General features: G+C 69.2%; 19 protein-coding genes. 9 read left to right on the top strand and 10 right to left on the bottom strand.

The features are described 5' to 3' along the window. Nucleotides 1-24: 24 nt before the first annotated feature. The 9 genes from IPG61_16015 to IPG61_15975 form a co-directional block, all read right to left on the bottom strand. On the bottom strand, nt 25-2,289 hold the full coding sequence (locus IPG61_16015; protein MBK6735546.1) for a hypothetical protein: 2,265 nt from the start codon (nt 2,287-2,289) through the stop codon (nt 25-27). A 108-nt stretch (nt 2,290-2,397) separates the two neighbouring features. Beyond that, the gene (locus IPG61_16010) at nt 2,398-3,315 is read right to left on the bottom strand and encodes a hypothetical protein (protein MBK6735545.1); all 918 of its coding nucleotides are present in this window, start codon (nt 3,313-3,315) and stop codon (nt 2,398-2,400) included. A gap of 52 nt (nt 3,316-3,367) precedes the next feature. Beyond that, nucleotides 3,368-6,772: an FG-GAP repeat protein gene (locus IPG61_16005; protein MBK6735544.1), complete on the bottom strand. Its 3,405-nt coding sequence runs from the start codon at nt 6,770-6,772 to the stop codon at nt 3,368-3,370. A gap of 196 nt (nt 6,773-6,968) precedes the next feature. Then, the gene (locus tag IPG61_16000) at nt 6,969-7,196 is read right to left on the bottom strand and encodes a hypothetical protein (GenBank protein MBK6735543.1); all 228 of its coding nucleotides are present in this window, start codon (nt 7,194-7,196) and stop codon (nt 6,969-6,971) included. After that, on the bottom strand, nt 7,130-8,173 hold the full coding sequence (locus IPG61_15995; GenBank protein MBK6735542.1) for a hypothetical protein: 1,044 nt from the start codon (nt 8,171-8,173) through the stop codon (nt 7,130-7,132). Before IPG61_15995 ends, IPG61_16000 begins: the two co-directional genes overlap by 67 nt. Before the next feature lie 20 nt (nt 8,174-8,193). Further along, nucleotides 8,194-8,637 carry a hypothetical protein gene (locus tag IPG61_15990; protein ID MBK6735541.1) on the bottom strand — a complete coding sequence of 148 codons (444 nt, stop codon included), beginning with the start codon at nt 8,635-8,637 and terminating at the stop codon, nt 8,194-8,196. Between the two features lie 250 nt (nt 8,638-8,887). After that, nucleotides 8,888-9,907 (bottom strand): inorganic phosphate transporter, encoded by a 1,020-nt coding sequence (locus IPG61_15985; GenBank protein ID MBK6735540.1) that lies wholly within the window; start codon nt 9,905-9,907, stop codon nt 8,888-8,890. Between the two features lie 64 nt (nt 9,908-9,971). Beyond that, entirely contained in the window at nt 9,972-10,592 is a 621-nt protein-coding gene (locus IPG61_15980) for a DUF47 domain-containing protein (GenBank protein MBK6735539.1), read from the bottom strand. A 225-nt stretch (nt 10,593-10,817) separates the two neighbouring features. Beyond that, nucleotides 10,818-11,267, bottom strand: a complete 450-nt coding sequence (locus tag IPG61_15975; GenBank protein ID MBK6735538.1) for a hypothetical protein — start codon at nt 11,265-11,267, stop codon at nt 10,818-10,820. Nucleotides 11,268-11,441: 174 nt separating this feature from the next. On the opposite strand from IPG61_15975, the gene IPG61_15970 reads away from it, so the two are divergent. After that, nucleotides 11,442-13,346, top strand: a complete 1,905-nt coding sequence (locus IPG61_15970; protein MBK6735537.1) for a tetratricopeptide repeat protein — start codon at nt 11,442-11,444, stop codon at nt 13,344-13,346. Nucleotides 13,347-13,370: 24 nt separating this feature from the next. Here IPG61_15970 and IPG61_15965 read toward each other — a convergent pair whose 3' ends face one another. Beyond that, nucleotides 13,371-15,716 (bottom strand): hypothetical protein, encoded by a 2,346-nt coding sequence (locus IPG61_15965; protein MBK6735536.1) that lies wholly within the window; start codon nt 15,714-15,716, stop codon nt 13,371-13,373. A gap of 377 nt (nt 15,717-16,093) precedes the next feature. Here IPG61_15965 and IPG61_15960 point away from each other — a divergent pair, with 377 nt between their 5' ends. From IPG61_15960 to IPG61_15925, 8 genes are all read left to right on the top strand, one after another. Beyond that, complete coding sequence (locus tag IPG61_15960; protein MBK6735535.1) at nt 16,094-16,384, top strand: TetR/AcrR family transcriptional regulator; 291 nt, start codon at nt 16,094-16,096, stop codon at nt 16,382-16,384. After that, on the top strand, nt 16,359-16,655 hold the full coding sequence (locus tag IPG61_15955; protein ID MBK6735534.1) for a hypothetical protein: 297 nt from the start codon (nt 16,359-16,361) through the stop codon (nt 16,653-16,655). Before IPG61_15960 ends, IPG61_15955 begins: the two co-directional genes overlap by 26 nt. Nucleotides 16,656-16,692: 37 nt before the next feature. After that, nucleotides 16,693-17,508 (top strand): TolC family protein, encoded by an 816-nt coding sequence (locus IPG61_15950; GenBank protein MBK6735533.1) that lies wholly within the window; start codon nt 16,693-16,695, stop codon nt 17,506-17,508. Beyond that, on the top strand, nt 17,505-17,798 hold the full coding sequence (locus tag IPG61_15945; GenBank protein ID MBK6735532.1) for a TolC family protein: 294 nt from the start codon (nt 17,505-17,507) through the stop codon (nt 17,796-17,798). Before IPG61_15950 ends, IPG61_15945 begins: the two co-directional genes overlap by 4 nt. After that, nucleotides 17,795-18,823: a biotin/lipoyl-binding protein gene (locus IPG61_15940; GenBank protein ID MBK6735531.1), complete on the top strand. Its 1,029-nt coding sequence runs from the start codon at nt 17,795-17,797 to the stop codon at nt 18,821-18,823. The genes IPG61_15945 and IPG61_15940 overlap by 4 nt, the downstream gene beginning before the upstream one ends. A gap of 36 nt (nt 18,824-18,859) precedes the next feature. After that, the gene (locus tag IPG61_15935) at nt 18,860-20,137 is read left to right on the top strand and encodes an efflux RND transporter permease subunit (GenBank protein ID MBK6735530.1); all 1,278 of its coding nucleotides are present in this window, start codon (nt 18,860-18,862) and stop codon (nt 20,135-20,137) included. A gap of 16 nt (nt 20,138-20,153) precedes the next feature. Next, on the top strand, nt 20,154-20,654 hold the full coding sequence (locus IPG61_15930) for an efflux RND transporter permease subunit (GenBank protein ID MBK6735529.1): 501 nt from the start codon (nt 20,154-20,156) through the stop codon (nt 20,652-20,654). Between the two features lie 206 nt (nt 20,655-20,860). Continuing rightward, the coding region (locus IPG61_15925; protein MBK6735528.1) for a hypothetical protein at nt 20,861-21,022 on the top strand (162 nt) is incomplete at its 3' end.

The following is a 21,022-nucleotide window of genomic DNA, read 5'->3' as shown; positions in this document are numbered from 1 at the left end:
CTCAGTAGTCATCGCCGGCGGGACTCACTTCACCAGCGTCATCTTCGCCAGTCGCGTCCCGCCGTCGGTCTCGAGCCGTGCGAAATACACCCCGGCGCCGACCGCCAGGCCGCGCGCATCGGTGCCGTCCCAGCGGATCTCCCCGGCGCCCGCGGCCAGCGTCCCGTCCAGCAGCACGGCCAGTTCCCGCCCGGCCACGTCGTAGATGCCGAGCCGTGCCCGCCCCGCCTCGGGCAGCGCGTAGCGGATGGTCGTGGAGGGGTTGAACGGGTTCGGGTGGTTCTGCTCCAGGAGCAGCCCGGTGCGCGGCAGTTGCCCGCCGCGCGGATCCACCGCCGAGGCGCCCGTCAGCGCGTACGCGCGCACCTCGTGGCCGCCCAGTTCGAGCCCGTCAATCAGGCCGTCGGCCGCGACGGTGATCGTGCGGGTGTCGGCCGGGTCGAGCAGGTCGACGGCGAGGTAGTCGCCGGGCGCCAGCGCGGCCGCCGTCGCCGTTGCCGTGAACCCGGCCAGCGCGCCCGCGGACGTGTTGGCGAGGCAGAGCACCACCTGCTGGCTGTCGGCGCGGACATAGGCGAGCGCAGCCGGTTCCGACACCGCCAGCATGGCGCAGTTGCCGCGCCGCAGCGCCGGCGAGCCGTTGCGCGCGTGCACCAGCCTCTTGTACCAAGCCAGCAGCGACTGCGTATCCTGCTGCGCGGTCGCGACGTTGAACTGGGGGTAGTTCGCGTTGATGGCCTGCCACGGCGTTCCCGTCGTGAAGCCGGCGCCGGCGCCCGTGGTCCACTGCATCGGCGAGCGGATGTACTCGTGCGCGCCGTTGCCGACCATGCCGATCTCCTCGCCGTAGTAGAGGAACGGTACGCCGGGCAGGGTGAGGTAGAGGCCGGCGGCCGCCTTCGCCTTGCCCTGGTCGAAGCCCAGCACGTTGAACGAGCGGTCCTGGTCGTGGTTGGTCAGGAACGTCGCGTACTGCAGGTACGGGTACAGCGCGTGCACCTGCGCCATCTTGCCGCCCAGGCCCCCGGCGTTGCCGCCGTTGACCGCGCCGAGGATCGCGTACGAAAGGTCGAACTCGAAGCAGAGGTCGAGCCGGTCGTTGGTGACGTACTGCGCCACGGTGCTGCTGGCGGTCCAGGCCTCGCCCACCGAGAGCGCGTCCGGTTCGACCGCCTTGATGTGCGCATTGAAGTCCCGCCAGAACTGCAGAGTGGCGGGCGTGGTCTGCAACAGGCCCGGGTCCTCGTCGATGTAGAGCACGGCGTCCAGCCGGAACCCGTCCACGCCGATGGCGTCGAGCCACCACGCCGCCGTGTCCAGCATCTCGGTCTTCACGGCCGGCGTGTCGTAGTTGAGGTCGGGCATGCCGCTCCAGAACAGCCCGTAGTACCAGCCCGACTGGTTCCAGTGCCACACGCCCTGGCCCCACGGCCCCGTCTCGTCCGGCTTGGTGGGCGCCCAGCGGAACCAGTTCCGGTAGGTGGGCGAGTTCTGGCGCGCCGCCACGAACCAGGGGTGTTCATTCGAGCAGTGGTTCATCACGTAGTCGATGATGACCTTGATGCCGCGCGCGTGCGCCGCCGCCAGGAACGCCTCGAAGTCGGCCATTGTGCCGTAGTCGGGGTTGATGGAGCGGTAATCCAGCGAATCGTAGCCGTGGTAGCTGGGCGCGTTGTTGATGGGCATCAGCCAGATGCCGGTGATGCCCAGGTCGGTCGTCGTCGCCGGATTGCCGTCGTTCAGGTAGTCCAGCTTCGTGGTCAGGCCCTGCAGGTCGCCGATGCCGTCACCGTCGCTGTCACTGAAGCTGCGCACCAGGATCTCGTAGAAGACGGTGTCGTTCCACCAGTGCGTGGGGCCCACGGCCACGGGATCGCTGCCGCCGCCGCCCGCAGGCGCATAGTCGTTGTACGTGACGTCGACCAGGTTGCCGCTCGCCAGCACCGTGTAGGAGCGGTTGTTGCCGACCCCGGGAAACTCCTCGGTGCCGTCCCACTGCCCGTTGAGCCGGAACTTGAACTCGATGCCCTGCCCGGTCGTGAAGCCGGCCACGACCACCGACCACACCGTGTCGCCGTCGGCATCGGCCAGCGGCGTCAGGGGGCTGGAGCCCCAGCCGTTGAAGCTGCCGGCCACATCGACGAAATCCTGGGCCGGGTCGAAGGCGCCAAGCTGCACCTGGTCGGCCATGTGCACCTGGAAGGTGACGTCGACGGCGTGGGCATCCAGGCAAAGGAGGGTGGCGCACAGAAGCGCGGCGCCCAAGGCCGTACAGGTGGTCAGTCGCATCGGGGTACTGCTTGTCGCCGGGGTGGAACCGGGGCGCGATGGTCTCGCGCCCCGGTCAAGTCCGTGATCCGCTCCATTATAGCACATCGAAGGGCGCCGATGCGGGCGCTACTGCAGGTAGGCGTTGATCGCGCCCCCGCCCACGGCGAGGTTCCCGACGGCGTTCAGCGGCACCAGGTTGCCGTTGAACGTCGCGACGACGCGGTTCGTGGTCAGCGTCGTGATGGTGATGCTCCCGATATCGGCACCCAGCCCGCCCCACCAGGAGTCCGCGGTGCCGGTGCGAAGGACCGTGATGCCCATCTGCGAGGGGATGCCGTAGGTGTTGCCGGCGCTCACCAGTTGCTTGGGCGACAACGTGATCGAGTAGGATGTGTTGTCGGCGGCCAGCGTGAAGCTGGTGCCGCCGCCGCCCAGGCCGATGATCGTGGCGGCATACCACGGCACGCCGCCGATCGTGGCGATGGCGGTGCTGCCGACGCCCGTCGGCAGGGGCGGCAGGCCGGAGTCCTTGGTGATATCGAAAGTGCCGCCGGTCACCACGCGTGTGGCCGGAACGGCGCCGGCCACGGCCGCGGCCGTGAAGTTGAAGGTGCCGGCCACGCGGGTGGCGGTGCGCGCCGAGAGCGTAATGAAGCCGGCCTGGCCGCTCAATGGAGTCATCCACGAATCGGGCGCCATGATGACCGTGCCCGTCCCGCCCGGGGTGGTGCCCGTGTTGACGCCCAGCGGTTGCGACGCAGGCCCGATGAAGAACGAGAACGCCAGCGACAGCCCACGTCCGCTCGACGCTTCGAAGCCGGTGACGATCAGCATGCCTTCGCGCGTGGGCGTGTTGATCCCGGAGACCGAGATCGAGGCCTCGTCGCTGGTCCAGTTGACGCCGTCGATCACGGCGGTGAACGAGTTTCCGCCGCCACCGCCACCACCACCGGGATTATTGGGCCCATCGTCGCCGCCGCCGCAGCCGCCCAGTATCAACAGCAAGGCAATCGCGGGTACGACCAGGTATCGAGAGAGACGCATCACGGAATTCCTCCGTTCAATGACCGGTGACCTCGAGCAGGCGGTCATTCGCCTACTTCAGGAGCATGACCTGCTGCGACTGCCGGGTGCTGCCGGCCGTCAGTTCCACCACGTAGACGCCGGACGCAACCGCCTGGCCGCGCTCGTCGCGCCCGTCCCAGGCCACTTCGTGCCGGCCCTGCACGTAGACCGCGCCTGCCGCCAGCGTGCGCACGAGGCGGCCGCGCACGTCGAATACGCGCAGGTCGACGCTGCCGCCGCCGGCCAGGTCGAAGCGGATCGTGGTGCTGGGGTTGAACGGGTTGGGCACGTTCGGCAGCAGGCGCGACAGCACGGGCCGCGGCGCCACCGGCAGGCCGGGCCCGTCGCCAACGGAACTGGAGGCGCCGGGGTCGTGGGCGCTGACATCCAGCAGGTTGCCCGGCTGGGGATCCAGGCCCAGGAACTCCAGCGACCAGCTGTCATTCGTCGCCGAGAGCACGCGCTCGAGGTGGAACGTGGCCACATCGGGCAGCGACATGCCGTCGCCCAGCGAGACCTGGCTGCGATAGCCCGTCTCCTGCACCTCGAGGCACGCGTTCGCCGTGGAGCTGAGGTTGGCCACCGACAACTGGAAGTCGGGGGCGGGTGCGCTGCCGTCGGTGGCCGGCACGTTGAAGAAGTCGTCGGGTGCGAGCGTCACAACCTGCTGGTATCCGGCCGGGTCGGAGGCGATCACGCTGATGGTGACCGTCGCGCCGCCGCGGTTGGAGATCACGAAGCCGTCGTGCTGCTGGTAAGGGGCCGTGCCTACAGTTGCGTCACGGCCGGGGCTCACGCAGAACTCGCTGGTGTGGCGCAGGAGCGCCGTCAGGTTCGCGGTCGGCCAGGCCTGGTTCGCGCGCAGCAGGTCCACCTGGATCAGCCGGCCCAGTTCGTTGGCTTCCGTGCCGGCTGCATTGAAGACCAGTCCCCTTGCCGTGTCCTCGGCGGCCGAGCTCAGGTCCCTGAGCACCGACCAGGGGCCGGGCACGGGATCGGGCATCACGATGTCGTCCGGCATCGCCGCCTGCTGGCAGTAGAGATCGGCGATGGCCAGCAGCTCGGCGCCGATGCAGCTGTTGCAGTCGGCGATGGTGCCGAGCACGGGAATGTCGTCGTCCCAGACGCCGAAGCCCGAGGCCGCGTTGTGGGCCGCCGCCAGCGGCACGTACGAATTGTAGACGCCGGTACGCAGGGCGCCCGGCGTCTGACCGCCCTTCATGCCCACGGCCGAAGGGTTCTGTCCGCGCACTCCGTTCACGAAGCCGTTCGTGAACTGCAGGATGATGTTGCCGTACTGGCCGGGAATACCGTTGGCGCCGATACGCTGCACGGGCACGAACCAGTTGGGCTGGTTGACGATCCCCTTCACGCAGGGGTCCTGGATCGCCTGCCACGACATGATCGCGAAGTCGAGCGGCGTCGTGTAATGGTCGCCGGAGTCGATGCCCGCCGCATTCGTGAAGCTGGTCGCCGAGCTCATGCCGAAGTTGTCGGCCTGGGTCTCCATGTCGGCGGCGAAGCCCGGTGACTGCGTCGACCACCCGGTCCAGCCGCCAAGCCCCTCGCCGGAAATCAGCGAACCCAGCCACATCGCCGAATCGTTGCCCGACACGGTCATCATCGTCTTGAAGAGGTCGAAGAACGTCAGCCTGTCGCCCTGCAGGTGGCCCGCCTGCGAGCCGCCCACGTTGTTCGCCACCCAGGCCGGGATGGTGGTCAGCTGGTTCGGGTCCTGGCCCTGGTCCAGCGCGTCGCAGGCCAGCTGCAGCGTCATCGTCTTGGTGGTGCTGGCCGGGCGCATGCGCTGCCAGGCGCGCTGCGCGTAGATCAGGTAGCCGTTGCAGTCGAGCGCGGCCGAACCGCGGTGGGGCCGGTTCCGCGGCTGCCGCCACGGCGCGTGGATGTACACGCGGCCGGCGTTGCTGACGGTCGGGTCGCCTTCGTACGAGAAGTCGTCGCCGTAGGGGGCACCCACGGCCAGCGCCGCGCGGCCGCCGCCCTCGAAGCGACCGAAGGCCAGCCCGCGGCCGAGGTTGTCGCCGCCGAAGACATGGTCGTTCAGCGTGACGTGCGTGATGTGGGTGTCCAGCGTCAGGACGGCGCCGTCCCTGGTGTAGAGATAGGCCGAGCCCGCGTCGAGCTGGGCGCCCAGCGCGGCCTGCTCGGTGATGTTGTTGCTTACGGCGCCGACAGCCAGGTCGGCGAAGCCGTCGCCGTCGAAGTCGCCGGTCGCCAGCGTCTCCCCGTAGCGGTCGTTCGTCAGCACCTGGTCATTCGACTGGTTCGCCGGCTGGTTGTAGACCATGCGGGTATTGCCGAGCGCCCGGCTGGCGTCGTCGTGCGAGAAGAGAACGATGGCGCCCGTGTCGTTCTGGCCGCCGCTTTCATAGCCGGGCGCGCCGGCGATGAACTGCAGCGGCGCGTTTCCGTCCAGGTCGCTGAAGTCCCCGATCGCCAGGCTCCAGCCCAGTTCCAGCGCCGTGCTTTGCAGCCAGCCGGGATGATTGGACGTGTCCCACTTCCAGGTGCCGGTGGCGGAAATGCCGCTGCCGCCGCCGTAGAGCACGTAGACGCGGCCCGACGAACCGACGGCCCCGACCGTGGTCTTCGGGGCGCCGACGACCAGGTCGTCGAAGCCGTCCTGGTCGAGGTCGCCGGTGGCGAGGGCCTTGCCGAACCAGCCGCCGGGGCTGCCCAGGCTGCCGCCGAGCACGCCGGGGTGGAACGTCGTGGATGTCGCCGGCGAAAGCCCCGCCGCGCCGCCGCTGCGCACGACGGTCACGTCGCCGGTTCCGTTGTCCTCGCCGATGGTGCCGATGGCCAGGTCGTCGAAGCCGTCACCGTTGAAGTCGCCGGTGGCGAGGGTGAAGCCGAAGTTGTCGTCTGTCTCGGCGATGCCGCCGGTGTTCGATTCCGAGAGCATGAGGCTCGGCGCCAGCTGGATGCCGCCGCTGAAGCCGTCGTAGATCCAGACGCCGCCGGCGTCGACCACGGCGCCGTTGTCGTTGTCGGGCAGCCCCACCGCCAGGTCGTCGAACCCGTCACCGTTGAAATCGCCGACGGCCAGCGCGTAGCCGAACTTCACCGAATCGTCGAGCGGTGTACCCGGGCTGAGGGTCGCGGCGTTCTGGTGGCCCAGTCCGTAGACCGTGCCCCAGTTCACCGTCACCAGTCCGTGGGCGGCCGCATTGATCAGGCCGTTCGCTTCCCAGGGTGCGGCCACGGCGAGGTCGTCGTAGCCGTCACCGTCGAAGTCGCCGGTCGCCAGCGTGTAGCCGAACAGGTCGCCGCTGTTGGGCACTTCTGCCGATTCGACGCCCTGCCGCAGCAGCGCGAGGTAGGCCTGGGCGGGCGCGGCGCAGAAGGCCAGGGCAGCGGTGACCGTCAGGACAATCCGGTTCAGGTGCCGGTGGATGTGGTGGGGGTGCGACATGGGGACCCTCCTCGGCTCAGGGGCGGACGTTGGGAGACGTCCACTTTACCAAGCCGGGGGGCGGCCCCCAATAAAATAAGACTTGAAAAGTCCTTATTGATAAGATGTTTCTGAAAGGGCAGTTGCAGTGAGCGGGGCGGCCGCGGGCCCGGGGAGCAAACGCGCCCCGGGCCCTGCCGCATGGCCGTACGGACCGTCAACGCCGCTGGCCGCTGCCCGCCTCGGCGACATCGAGCCGGCAGAAGCACGAGGCTGCGACCGGCGTGTCCGCGCGTTTCCACGCCTTGGCGAACTGGGCGCGCACCTGCTCGGCCTCGGCCTGCCGGCCGTCGCGGTCGAGGCACTCGGCAAGGCCCGTCAGCGCCCAGCCGTTGCCGGGGTGCCGCGACAGGTCGGCCCGGTACACCTTCTCGGCCTCGGCCACCTTCCCTGTTCCAGCAGCAGGGCGCCGAGTGCGTGTCGCACCGGCTGCATCCAGCCCCACGGTTCGTCGTAGCGCAACGCGTCATCGCGCCGGGCGGCAACGCGCAGCAGTTCGAAGGCGCGTTCATGGCCGCCGCGGCGGTACTCGAGTTCGCCTTCGGCCAGCGACAGCCCGATGTCGAGGATCGCCAGGGTGGGATTGTTGCCCATGGTGCGCGACTCGGGCACCTGGCCACAGGCGTCGCGGAAGGCGGAGAGCTCGCGCTCGCTCTCCTCGACGCGGCCGAGCGACGACAGCGCCATCGTGCGCCCGTAGCGCCACAGCGCCTGCATGACCGGCAGGTCGGTGGGCGGACGCGGTTCGTCGAGCATCTCCTTCCACATCCCGAAGCGCACCATCACGTGGTACGGCACCGCATGGAAGCCGTCGAGCAGGTCGGCGAACGCGCGCACCACGTCCAACGGCACTTCGCGCACCATGTCGCGGGCCGCCGTCAGCGCCACCTCGCGCCGTCCCTCGAACATGGCCGCATAGGCCAGGAAGTGGTAGTTGTGCGCCCGATAGATGGTGTAGAACCCGCCGCGCCCGGCCTTCTCGACGTAGGCGAGATCGACGGCGATCGCCTTCTGGTTGGCCGTTGCCGCCTCCGCATAGCGACCCAGGCGGATGTCGATGTGAGCGGGCATGTGCACCAGGTGCCCGGCCCACGGCACCAGGTCGCGCAGCTCATCGGCCGCGGGCAGGGCCTTCTCCGGCGTGGGCGAGGCTTCCCAGGTGTGGACCGAGAAGTGCAGCGCGGCCGGGTGCTTCGGCTCCAGCGCCAGCACCGAGGCCAGAGTCTCGGTGAGCTCGCCGGTGCCCGGTTGCATCTGGCCGTCCGGGGTCCACAGGTCCCACGGGCGCAGGTTCATCAGCGACTCGGCGAAGAGCGCGCCGACATCGGCATTGTCGGCGTGCGCGTGCCACACCTCGCGCATCACGGCTGCATAGGCCTGGTTCAGGGCATGCGGTCAGGAGGCGAAGGCCACGCGTAGCGATGGTTGAGCGCCTCGATCAGCATCCGTTCGAGTGGCGAGGTATTCGCCAGCTTCTCCATCGCCGTCGTCATGGCGGCGTGGGACTGCTCGATCGCCTCTTCGTTCATCTCCGGATTGTTGATGTGCGGGCCCCAGGCATAGGCGACGCCCCACCAGGCCATCGCACACTCGGGATCCGCGGCGGCGGCCTGTTTGAAGGAGAGGATCGCTTCGGCGTGGTTGAAACCGTAGCAGAGCGTGAGCCCCTGATCGAACCAGCGCTGGGCGTCGGCCGATGCGGTCGTGATCGGGAAATGGCGCGCGCCCTGGCCGCCGAACCACTGCGGGGTTCCGGAATCGGCAACGGCGACGAGCGGCAGGACGAGGAGGGCCAGGCAGAGCAGGTAGTGGCTGTATCGGTTCATGACGACCTCCGGGAGGTGGGAAACGGCACGAATCCGGATTTATCCTATCCGGATTCGTGCCGCCAGTCCACCCGTGCCCGGCGCGACCGTCCATTTTTGATAACTATTTGGCCAACAAAATCTTACGCGACACGACAGCACCCGCGCCGGACAACCGACAGACGTAGGCGCCACCTGCGGCAGGGCTCCCGTCCGCGGCACGCCCTCGACCCGGACGCCCTGTCCCGTCATAGGCGCCGGGATGCCGGGTTCAGCGCGTAACAGCCTTCAGCCCCGTCATCAACAACCAGGCGATACCCGCCGCAGCCGGCCCCGTGAAGACCCATGCCCAGACGATGCGCCCGGCCACACCCCAGCGCACGGCAGAGGTGCGGTGCATGGCGCCCACGCCGACGATGGCGCCGGTGATCGTGTGCGTCGTCGAGACGGGGATGCCGGCCATGGAAGCGCCGACCAGCGTCAAGGCACCGGCGGTCTCGGCACAGAAGCCGCCGACCGGCCGCAGCTTGGTGATGCGCATGCCCATCGTCTTGACGATGCGCCAGCCGCCGGCCAGGGTGCCGGCCGCGATGGCGGCATGGCAGGTGAGGATGAGCCACAGCGGGATGTGGAATTCTTCCATGTAGAGGAAGCTGTCCTTCGGCACCTTGTCGTGCGATGCCACCAGCAGGATGGCAATGATGCCCATCGTCTTCTGCGCATCGTTCAGGCCGTGGCCCAGAGAGTACCCGGCGGCGCTCACCAGCTGCAGGCGGCGGAAGAGCACGTCGATCTTGTAGGGGGTCGCGCGGCGGAAGGCCCAGGCCACGCCCAGCATGATGCCGAAGCCCGCGATCAGGCCGATCAGCGGCGCCAGGACGATGAACGAGCCGATGCGCAGGAGGCCCGCGGCGATGAGCGACTCGGTCCCGGCGTTGGCCACCGCTGCGCCGGCAAAGCCGCCGATCAGCGCGTGCGACGACGACGTCGGCAGTCCCCACCACCAGGTGAGCAGGTCCCAGACGATGGCGCCGATCAGCCCGCAGACGATGACGCCCGCCGTCACCGATTCGGCATGGATGACGCCCTTGCCGATGGTCTGCGCCACGTGCGGCTCGAAGGTGAAAGCGGCCAGGAAATTGAAGAAGGCGGCCCACATCACCGCGTACTTGGGTGAAAGCACCCGCGTGGAGACCACGGTGGCGATGGAGTTGGCGGCATCATGGAAGCCGTTGATGAAGTCGAAGATCAGCGCCACCAGGACGATGATGATGACGATGGTCAGGTCCATCGGCTCGGCTCCCCATGGCAGGCGGGTCCACTGTGCGCAGGTGTCACGGCCGGTCTACCGCTGACTAGGAGTTCTTCAGGATCACCGATTCGATGATGTCGGCGACATCCTCGCAGCGATCGGTGGCTTCTTCCAGGTTCTCGTAGATTTCCTTGAGCTTCATGATGCGGATCGGGTCCTTCTCGTGGTCGAACAGGCGCGTGATCGCGCCGTGATGGATCACGTCCGCCTCGTGCTCGAGCCGCCGGACCTCGAGGCACAGCCCGATGATCCGCTCGTGGTGCTTCATGTTGTCCAGGAGCAGCAGTGCCGTCTTGATCGTCTCGATCGGCTTGATCAGCATCTGCGCGTGCAGCACCAGGTCGGGCGTCGCCGCCTCGATGCGGTAGCCGAGCAGGCGGTGTGCCGCCGCGTCGATCAGGTCGAGGATGTCGTCGAGCTTCGAGCTGAGCGCGTGGATGTCCTCGCGATCGATCGGCGTGATGAACGTGCGATTCAGCGCGTCGAGCGTCTCGTGCGTGATCGTGTCGCCGGCCGTCTCGAGTTCCTTGATGCGCGCAACCTTCGCCTCGAGGTCACGGTAGTCGGCGACCATGGCGTTGAAGGCCATGGCGCCCTCGAGCACGTTGTCCGCGGAACGTTCGAAGAACTTCAGAAAATCGACCTGGGATGGCAGGAACTTCATCGGACTCGCTCCGGGTCGGATGGGTGGCGGGTGCGACCGCGAATGTAAAGATCCGGTAAAATGAATGTTAATCCGACTGCGGGCGGTGTCCAGAATCAATCGGCGCGGGCGGCACTTCGGCGGCGGCGGCGACGACGCGCCGGTTGCGGTGTGCCTGAAACAGGGATTCGAAAATGGTCGGGGATCAACGAATCGTCCACGGGGTCATCTCCGGGCATCGCCGGGTCAGCCGGTCGGCGATGCCGCGGCGAACGCGCGCTCGCGCCAGAACACCCAGCTGGATCCGAGCAGCGCCACGGCGATCGTCAGGTCGACGGCCGCGACGAAGCAGATGTACCGCGGATCGGCGTAAGCCAGCCGCGACAGCAGCGCGCCGGTCGCGATCATGACCGCCAGCGCCACGAAAAACCCCGGGCGGTAGAACTGCCAGACGCGCGGATGCTCGAGCGCCGCGATGCGCGCCAGGTTCCGCCGGCAGCTGCGGTTGAACAGGAATCGCGCCTTCAACCCGCCCAGCAGCAGGGCCGCGCCGAGCGCCACGAAAAGGCAATCGCTCTCGGGATCCTGCCGCCGCGATTCGAGGAGAAGGCTGACGCCCTTGCGCGTCAGCGCCACGCCGCCGGCGTACCAGACCACGGCGGCCAGGATCTTGAGCGTGCGTCGGGACACTTCCACGGGCCGGGCCTTTCGCTGCGGGTGGGGGTGTGGCGGCCCAATATCCGCGAGATCGCCGGTACCGGCAAACCAGTGGTCCCTGCCGCGGGTGTCTGCTATACACCGGCCATGACCCGCGACGACGTAACCCGTTCGGCCCCAGCCTCCCGTCCGCTCCTGGTCGGGGCGGTCGTCGTGCTTGGCGTTCCGCTCGCGGCCGGTGCGTTTGGCGGAACCGGCTGGTCCTGGGGCTGGGACCATCTCCACCGCGTGCCCGTGTCCTGGCCGCTGTTCCTGGCCCTGCTGTCGGCGGCGCTGTGCGTCCCGGCCTGGCGCCGCCGGTTCCTGGCGGCCTGGGCTGCGGGCGGCGAGGCGTTGGCGCGACACCCGCTCCTGGTTCCTGCCGTTGCCGCGCTCGCCGCACTGGGAGGCTTCCTCGCTTTTCCGGTCGCCACGCGCATGTACGGCGACACCCTCGCCATCCTCAACCACCACGGGCCCGACGACCTGGCGCGGCACCTGGGGCGCGTCCTCGAGCCCGGGATCGCCACGCGCGGATCGGCCGTCGCGCTGGTCCATGACCTGGTCGAGCGCGCGACCGGGCTTTCCTGGCTGGCGAGCTACCGCCTCGTCTCGTCGCTCTGCGGCGCCGCCTTCGTGTTGTTGCACCTGCGGCTGGCGGCCACGATGCCGGGGCTGCACGGCTGGGCGCGCGCCGCCGTCGCCTGGCTCGGTCTTGTCGACGGCGCGAATCAGCTCTTCTTCGGCCACGTCGAGAACTACACGCTGCCGCGGCTGGCGGCGACCTGGTTCCTGGTCTCGCTGGCGCCGCTCCTGCTGGCGCCGCCCGAGCGGCCTTCGCTGCGGCGCGCACGCGTGTACCTGCCACTGGCGGTGGCGGTGTTCCTGCACTGGCAGTGGCTGGTGCTGTTGCCGGCGGCGCTGCTGGCTGTGCTGCGCGATGTGGCGTGTTCGCGGCCGCGCCTGCGCGCCTGGAGCGGTGGACGCGCGGCACTCGCGCTGGTCGGCGTCTTCCTCGTGATGGCGGTCGGCGCCTGGATGGTCACCGGCGCCTGGTGCTACGACTACCTCTACACCGGCGGCCTGCCCGAGCCGCGGCAGGTGCTGCTGCCGGTCTCGACGGCGTGCGTCGCGCAGCCGTGGCTTCATTACACGCTCTTTTCCGGGCCGCACCTGCTCGACTTCGCCGGATCACTGTGGTCACTGTCGTCGCCGGCCGTCCTGCTCGCCATTGTCCTGCTGTGGTCGCGGTCGTGGCGCCCGGCGGCGGCGCACGTGACGGCCGCTGCCGCCGCTGCCGCCCTGCTGCACGATTTCTGCCTGAACCCTTCGATCGGCTACCCCTTCGACTGGGACCTGATGTGCGTGGTGTCGCCACCGCTGCTCTACACGGCCGTGCTGCTCGTGGCGGCCGCCGGCCGCAGGCACGGGCAGGAAAGCAATGTGCCGCGCGCCCCGGGCTGGATCGCGCCGGCCTTCGTGCTCGGACTCGCCACGGCAACGGTCTTCGCCGTCAACGCCGGCGAGCGCTCGTCGTACGCCCGGGTCGAGGACATGGCGGTCTGGTTGCACCGCTCCTACTACGGCAACAGTCACTATCGCCTGAACGGAAACCTCGGCTCGGTCACCGATCCGGCGCGACAGGATGCCGAGCGTGAGCGCGTCCTGGCTCGATTGCGGCCGCAGGCCTATCCGGACGATCGCGAGATCGCCTTCCTGTGGGAGAAGCTGGGCCGGCAGCGCGCCGAGAGGCGCGAGTTCGCGGCGGCGCTCACGGCCTATCGCGAGGCACTGCGTGTCGAGCCCTCGAACTGGATGCGCCGGAAGGAAGCGGGCTGGCTGGAGACCGAAGCCGGCGACGAGGCGACAGGCGTGATCCTGCTCGGGGAATACCTGGGCCGCGCGCCTGCCGATGCCGAGGCCTGGAGGCACCTGGGAGTGGTCCACGCGCGCCGAGGGCGCGATGCCGAGGCCCGGACAGCCTGGGAGCGATTCCTGCAACTGGCGCCCGACACGCCCGAGGCCGCGCAGGTGCGGCAGGACCTCCAGCAGCTGGATGCTGCCGCAACTCCCCGTTGAACGCCTGGCTGCACGCACCGGGCATCAGTCGCCGCTGCACACCAGTTCGCCCGTGGGAGTCACCAGCGTCAGGCGGAACCGCTTGCGCACCGGCTCGCCCCCGAGGCTGGACATGGCGCCGTGGGACAACGGCAACCGATCCTTGATGCGGTTCCCGAAGTAGCCGTCGAGCCCACAGTCACGCCATGACAAGCCGGCCGGCAATCCTGCCGGCACACGCACGTTGCGGAAGAAGTTGAAGCGTGCCGGGCGATCCGGGTCCAGCCCGCAGATGGTCTGGTCCACGGCCACCGCATCGATGGTGCCCTCGCCGAACTGCGACGTGACGGCGTCGTAGATCATGTCGACGATCGTCGGGTCACCGGCAGCCATGGCGGCGTTGAGATAGGCGCGGAAGACGGCCGGACCCTGCTGCACCAGCAGGGTGGGCACGGCCACGGACACCTCGAGCTTCCAGACCCCGGTCGTCGGGTCGATGGTCTGCGGCTTGGGCGGACCCCAGGTGGTGGCGCGGATCTCGTCGTTCCCGCCGCCGTCCTGGATGACGTTGTAAGGGTCGCAGGCGTACGACACCTGGTAGCGCCAGGCGCCCATGCGGCGCAGCGGCTCGGCCCAGGCATCGCGCGGGTCGTCCTGCCCGTGCAGCAGGAGGTTGAACTTGTAGAGGCGCGACGGCAGGACGTAGTAGAACGGTATCTCGCCCGGCGCCGGCGACTCGGCGACCTTCAGGAAGCCGGTGTCGCGGTGCACCATCATGTTCGTGACGCCGTAGTAGCGCAGGTCGTCGGGGCCGTCGCCGGCATAGGTTACCCTCAGGTCGGTGACGCCGGCCAGGCAGGGATGCGTCTCCACCTCGGCGGCGCTCTCCACGCACGCCGTGTCCTCGTCGAAGGCCGAGGTCGAAATCCCCGGCTTGGGCAACAATTCGATGCACTGCAGGCACGGCGGGTAGCCGACCGAGAACGACAGCGTGGCGGGTGACCCGTCGCGCCGCGCCAGCTCGTCCACCGAGACCATGTTGATCGTGAAGGTGGAACTGGGCGCCGTCAGGAATCCCAGCGTGTCGCCGTACCAGCCGCCGGCACCAGCATCCCAGGCGGGTGCGTTGTCAATCACGCTGGCTTCCGAGGCGAAGTTGAAGACTCCCCCCAGGTAGTTGCTGCGCGAGCATTGCAGGTAGCCGTTCAGCCCGATCCGGTAGTCGTCTGCGGTCCGCATGTCGCGCGGATCGTCCCTGGCCAGGGCCTTGACCACCACATAGGTGCGGTCGGGAATGCGATCGCCGGAGCGGAACGGATGGTGCGTTCGCCCCGGGTCGCCCAGCTGGATGTAGTACGGGTAGGTCTCGGGATCGTCCGGATGCGCCCAGTCGGCCTCGCCGTCCAGCAGGAGCGTCTGCGGATCGAAATTGACGATGAAGCGCAAGCGCCGCGCGCTCTCAGCGACCTCGACGCCCGCGATATCGATGGCATTGGCAAGTACCTCGACGGTTCCGCTGGGCAGCAGGCGCCGGAAGGCGCCCGGGGCCGAGCCGTCGTTCGCGAAGCGGAGCGCGGTGTCATCGCCGAAATACGAGAAGCTGTCGTTCGTGCTCTCGTTGAAGCGGCGCGGATGCCAGCAGTCCTCGTTCGTGACATCGCATTCCTCGCCTGGCAGGCCGCGCAACATCCACTTGTAGCCGACGATCCCGTCCGTCAGGGGCGGCAGTGTGTCGAGCAGGGCCAGCGTCTCGTCGCCGTAGCCGCGGATGTTCAGGGAACGCGCCCGCCACGCCAGGTTGTACGGGCGACCATAGCCCACGGTGTCGACGGCGCCCGGCGCCAGGGCCACGGTGTCGGTGCCGTCGATGCGGAAGAACTGCATCGTCGGGGTGCCAAGGCTGTTGGCGAAGAAGTGGAGCCGCGCCGGCGTGCGGTCGAAGGCGCCGCGGTCGTCCAGGGCGACCAGGTGCAGCGTCCTCTCGGCCGACGGATTGGCGCCGTTGTCGACCGTGAAGTTGAAGATCGAGTCGGTGCGCGTCGTCCAGTGTCCGATCGCCAGCGTCGAGGCGTTAACGCCCGGGTTGAAGAACCGATCCTCCTCGTCGTCGACGGTGCGGGGATCCTGCGCCGTACCGCTGCTCAACGCCCAGACGAACCGCTCGACGTAGCCGTCCTCGTCGCGACCGTACCAGTAGACATGGAAGCGGTAGTAGCCGCCTCCGTGCTCGGTCGGCGCGCCGATGATGTAGGTCTCCGGTGCCTTGTTGACGAGAGCGGCTTCCGGATGGAAGGCGCGGCAACCGCCCAGGGTCACCGCAAGAAGCAACGCCACCGCCGCCGTGAGCGCGCGCAGGCGCGCGCCGAACGGCGGGCAGGCCGGTGGGCACACCGGTGTGCCGGGGGCGTGGCTGGAGTTCTGCGGCCATGGACGCGCGCGCCTCTTCGGGTTCGACTCACGGGGCGACGCAAGGTGGGGCCGGGCGTCGTGGGCCGTATTTTCGGCCTCGCGGGGGTTGCCCTGAGAAATTAGGCCGCGGCCGGCACCGTGTCGAGGAAGTCCGGGCGTGGCGGGTTCTTGGGGACGGTGGTGTCGCCAGTGAAAGTCGGCGCGGGGACCGACGGCAAGACAACTTGTTGTTGTGTAATGTGTTGCAACAAATATGAACATGCTCGCGCGTTTTCTGCTGGCGGCCGCTGAAAAAATGAATTAAGATTCATATCGTGAATGTCGATTCACAACGTGAAATCACCGTTCGGGAGGCCGCCATGACCGGAAATCGAGGCGAACGCCGCCGCCGCCAGGACGAGATCGAGATCCTCGACGCGGCACTGGCCCTGTTCGCCGCGCAGGGCTTCCACGGCACCAGCATGCAGCAGATTGCCGGCAGGGCCGAGTTTTCGGTCGGCAAGATCTACACGCTGTTCCCTTCCAAGGAAGCGCTGCTGCGCACCCTGCAGGAACGCGCCATCAACGAACTGCGCTGCGTTCGCCGCCCGCGTCGACGACGACTCGGCGCCGCTGCTGGCCTTGTTGGCCACGCTACGCGCGGCCTTTGATTTCGCGTCGGGGCAACTGCAACTCATCCGCCTGCAGGTCGCCGAGAAGCTCGGCCGCCCGCAGCAGGCCGAGCAGTCCATCATCGAACTTTTCCGCGACCGCACCCGCCGCCTGCTCGACCGGGCCATCGCCTGCGGGGAACTGCGCCCCGTCGACACCGGGCTGCTGGCCACGATGATCGTCGGCGCCGGCAGCGCGCTCGTGGATGACCTGGCTGCCAGCGGCGTCGAGGACCCGTTCAGGATATTCCCGATCGCATCATGGACCTGATGGTGCGCCCGCACTTGGCGCGCCCGGAGGCAAACCGATGAATCGCCTGATGTGCTGCGTGGCGGCGGTCCTGTGGGCCGGCGCCGTCGCGGCCCAGACACCCGTCACCAGGGACGAAGCCGTGCGCCTGGCCCTGGGCGGCGACCAGACCGTGCAGCAGGCCACGCAGGCCGTGCTCGCCGCCGTGGCGAACCTTGCCGACGCGCGCTCGGGTCGACTGCCGACCCTCGACCTCGCGGCGCAGTACGCCGCCAACCTGAAGAAGCCGGTGATGTTCCTGCCGCCCGACCTGGGCGCCGCGTTCGGCGGTGTCACGCGCCTGGAGATGGGGCAGGACCTCGAGCTGGGCATCGCCCTGACGGCCCGCATCAACCTCTGGACCTCCGGTCGCCTGGCGGCGGCCGAAAGCGCCGCGCGCGGCGGGGTCGACGCCGCCCGGTACCGCGAAGTGGCCGTGCGCGACTACGTGCGCTACCTGGCGGCGGTGTCGTACGGCGATGCGCTGCTGGCGCGGGCCGAACTGGCGAACGCCGAACTGGCGCTGGCCGAGACGGCCGAGGCCGCGCGCCTGGCCGGGCTGGGTGTCGAGCAGGGAACGACCAGTCGCTTCGACGGGCAGCGTGCCGACGTCGAACTGGCCAACCATCGCCCGCGGCTGGTGCAGGCGCGCAACCGGCTCGCGCTGGCCGATCTCCAGTTGTCGCGCGTCTGCGGCGCCGAGGTGGCGCCGGCCGACACGCTGGCGGCAGCGCCGTCACCGGCGCCGCTCGACGACCTGTTGGCCCGCATGCGCGCCGGCAGCCCCGAGTTGCGCGCGCTGGCCGCCGTGGTGGCTGCGCGGGACCCGCCTTGAACTCGAGCGCGCTGCGCGACCGCGAACTGGCCGTGCGGCGGGCCGCGCTGTCGCTGGAGAGTGCGCTCGCGGCGCTGTCCGGTGCGCAGGAAACCGTGCGCCTGGCGCAGGAGACACACCGCCTGGCAGTCGTCCGCCTCGACAACGGCGTGGGCACCCCGCTCGAACGCCTGGACGCCGAACGCGCCCTGGCCACCTCCCGCGCCCAGCTGGCCTCCGCCCTTCACGCCTCGAACCTCGCACAGGCCGCCCTGGAACTGGCGGTCGGCAGCACAGGAGCCGACTCATGAAGACCCGCATCCCGAGGACCCCGGCCATCCTGGCGACGATCGCCGTGCTGACGATTGCCGCGTTCGCGGTCCGCTTCAATGCACTCTCGAGCGCCGAGGCGCCGGCCAGCCTGGAATCGACGCAGGCAGCGTCGGGCAAGCCCGTCGAACTGGTGGCGGCCGACCGCGGCGACCGCGAGCGCTGGCTGCCGCTGGCCGGCACGGTCGAGGGCGTGGTGCAGTATGCGGTGACCTCGACAAATGCGCTGCGCATCACGGCCATCAACGTGCACGAAGGCGACAAGGTGCGCGCCGGCGATGTCATCGTGCGCCTGGCGCGCGAGGCTCCGACGCCGATGGTCCACAGCTACGCCCGCGCGCGGGCCAACCACGAGAACCTGGTGAAGGACGTGCAACGCCTGCGCGCGCTGCATGCCCAGGGCGCGATCAGCGACCAGGCGCTGGACCAGGCCGAGACCCGGCTGAAGGTGGCGGCCGCCGAACTGCAGGACGTGGAGGGCAGCACCTCGCTCGTCGCCACGCAGGACGGCATCGTGGCCGGCATCGTCGCCAACACGGGTGACGTGGCGGGAGGCCGGCAAGCCCCTGGTCTGGATCGCGCGGACCGACGACGTGAAGGTCCACTTCACCGCCGGCAGCCGGCAGGCGCTCGAACTGGCCGTGGGCCAGCCGGTGGCGTGGGACGCGCCCGACGGCTCCCTGCGTCAGGGCGAAGTCGCGCGCCTCGACCTGCGTGCCGACCCGAAGACCCATCTCCTGGCCGGGAAGCCCTCTTCGCCAACCGACGGACGGCTCGTGCCCGGCCTGCTGGTCTCGATCCCGCGTGCGCACCGGCGCGCGCACCGACGTGGTCCGCGTGCCGGCCGCGGCGCTCGTCGACGGCAACGCCCTGTTCGTGGTGGGCGCCGACGACGTGGCCCGCAAGCGCCCGGTCACGATCGGCGCCAGCGACCCCGACTTCGTCGAGATCACGTCGGGCCTGGACGCCGGCGAGCAGGTCGTGCGCTTCGGGCAGAGCCGGTTGAGCGACGGCGACCGCGTCCGCCGCGTGGAGGGCTGAGATGTCCATGCTGAGCGCATTCGTGCGGCGACCCGTGCTGACGACCATGCTCATGGTCGCCATGCTCTACCTGGGCTGGAACGGGTATCGCGCGCTGAACCTGGAACTGATGCCCCGCATCGACTACCCGGTCATCGTGGTCACCACGGTCTACCCGGGCGCGGCGCCGGGCGAGATCGAGTCGCAGGTCACCAAGCGCATCGAGGACCAGGTGTCGACCCTGGCGAACATCGAGGAACTGACCTCCACATCGCGTGAGAGCGTCTCGCAGGTCATCATCCAGTTCGCGCTGCAGGTGAGCCAGGACCAGGCCGCGATCGACGTGAAGGACAAGATCGACCGCATCCGCTCGGAGCTGCCCGAGGATGCCGACGACCCGGTGATCGCCAAGTACGACATCGGCGGCGAGCCGGTCATCAACCTGGCCGTATCGGCCGACCGTCCTCTCGACGAGGTCTACCGGACCGTCGACCAGGTCATTTCCGAGCGCCTGAGCCGCGTCGACGGCGTGGCCGAGGTCGTGGTGACCGGCGCGCGCGAGCGCGAAGTGCGGGTCGATGTGGACGCCGAGCGCCTGCGCGCCTACGGGCTCACGCTGCTCGACGTGGTGCGCCTGATGTCCGCCGCCAACCTGAACGTCCCGGCCGGGCACATCACGCGCGGCGCCGGCGAGATCAACGTGCGCCTGCGCGGCGAGGTGCGCGACCCGGCCGAGCTGGCCCAGTTCCGGCTGCCGATCGCCGGCGGCCAGTCCATCCCGCTGTCGGAAGTGGCCGTCGTCCGCGACGCCACGGCCGAACTGCGCGAGATGGCCGAGTGGAAGGGCCAGCCGGTCATCGGCATCGGCGTCCAGAAGCGCAGCGACGGCAACACCGTCAAGGTGGTTGCCGGCGTGCAGGAGGCCGTGGAGAAGCTGCGGTCCGAACTGCCGTCCGACTACCGCCTGGAGCAGGTCTCGGAGAACGCGGGCTTCGTGCGCGATTCCGTCCGGGACGTGCTCACGAACCTGGCCCTCGGCATCCTGCTGGCGGGCGTGCTGCTGTTCGTGTTCCTGCACGACTGGCGGCAGACGTTGATTGCCGCGGTGGCCATGCCCATCTCGGTCGTCGCCACGTTCATGCTGATGCAGTCGTCCGGCTTCACGCTCAACGTCATGTCGCTGATGGCGCTCGGCATCTCGGTGGGAACGCTGGTCACCAACTCAATCGTGGTTCTGGAGAACATCGGCCGGTTGGTGCGGGAAGGCGTGGAGCAGTTCGAGCCGCCGAGCGCGGCATGAAGGAAGTGGCATCACGGTGCTCGCCTCGACCTCCAGCGTCGTCGTGTTCACGCCGATCGCCTTCATGAGCGGCGTCATCGGTCGCATCTTCCTGCAGTTCGGCCTGACCGTCGTCTATGCCACCATGTTCTCGCTGGTGGTCAGCTTCACGCTGGTGCCCATGCTGGCCGCCCGCATGATTCGGCCGGGGCAGGGAGTCGGGCACGGCGAAGGCCTGGGCGCCCGGCTGGCCCGGGGCTGGAACCGGGCTTACGACGGCCTGGCCGCGGCGTGCGGCCGCTCGCTGGCCTGGTCGCTGGACCGCAAGTGGGTGCCGCTGGCCGTGACATCCCTGGTCCTGGTCGGCAGCCTGATGCTGTTCCGCTTCGTGGGCGGCGAGTTCATCCCGACCACCGACCCGGGGCCAGTGCAGGAGCTCATCGGGCACCCGAGGGCACGAGCCTGTCCCGTTCCGGCGAGGTGGCCGACCGCGTGGCATATTCCATTGCCGGCGCCCACCCCGAGGTGGAAGGCGTGATGGTGAAGGTCGGCGGCAGGCGCGGGGCATCGAGGATGCGGCGGTCCTTGTCCGCCTGAAGCCGGTCAAGGCGTTCGCTGGGCGTCAACGCGTTCATGAACGTGCTGCGCCCCGAACTGGCGGGCGTCCCCGATGCGCCTGTCGGTGTCGGCGGTCGGCGAAGAAGCGCGTCGCCAGGTCCGACCTCGGGATCGAGATCACGGCCGATGACCCGACGCAGCTGCTGGCGGCCGCCGGCAGCTCACGAGGATGGTGCGTTCGGCGCCCGGCTCGTCGAGGTGCAGACCAGCGACCAGCCCGGCAAGCCCGAACTGAACGTGACGCCGCGGCGGCTGGAGCTGGCGCAGCAGGGCCTGACCGCCGCCACG

The sequence above is a fragment of the bacterium genome (genome assembly GCA_016703265.1).
Classification (GTDB): domain Bacteria; phylum Krumholzibacteriota; class Krumholzibacteriia; order LZORAL124-64-63; family LZORAL124-64-63; genus CAINDZ01.
This window is presented reverse-complemented; position numbering and strand designations above follow the sequence as displayed.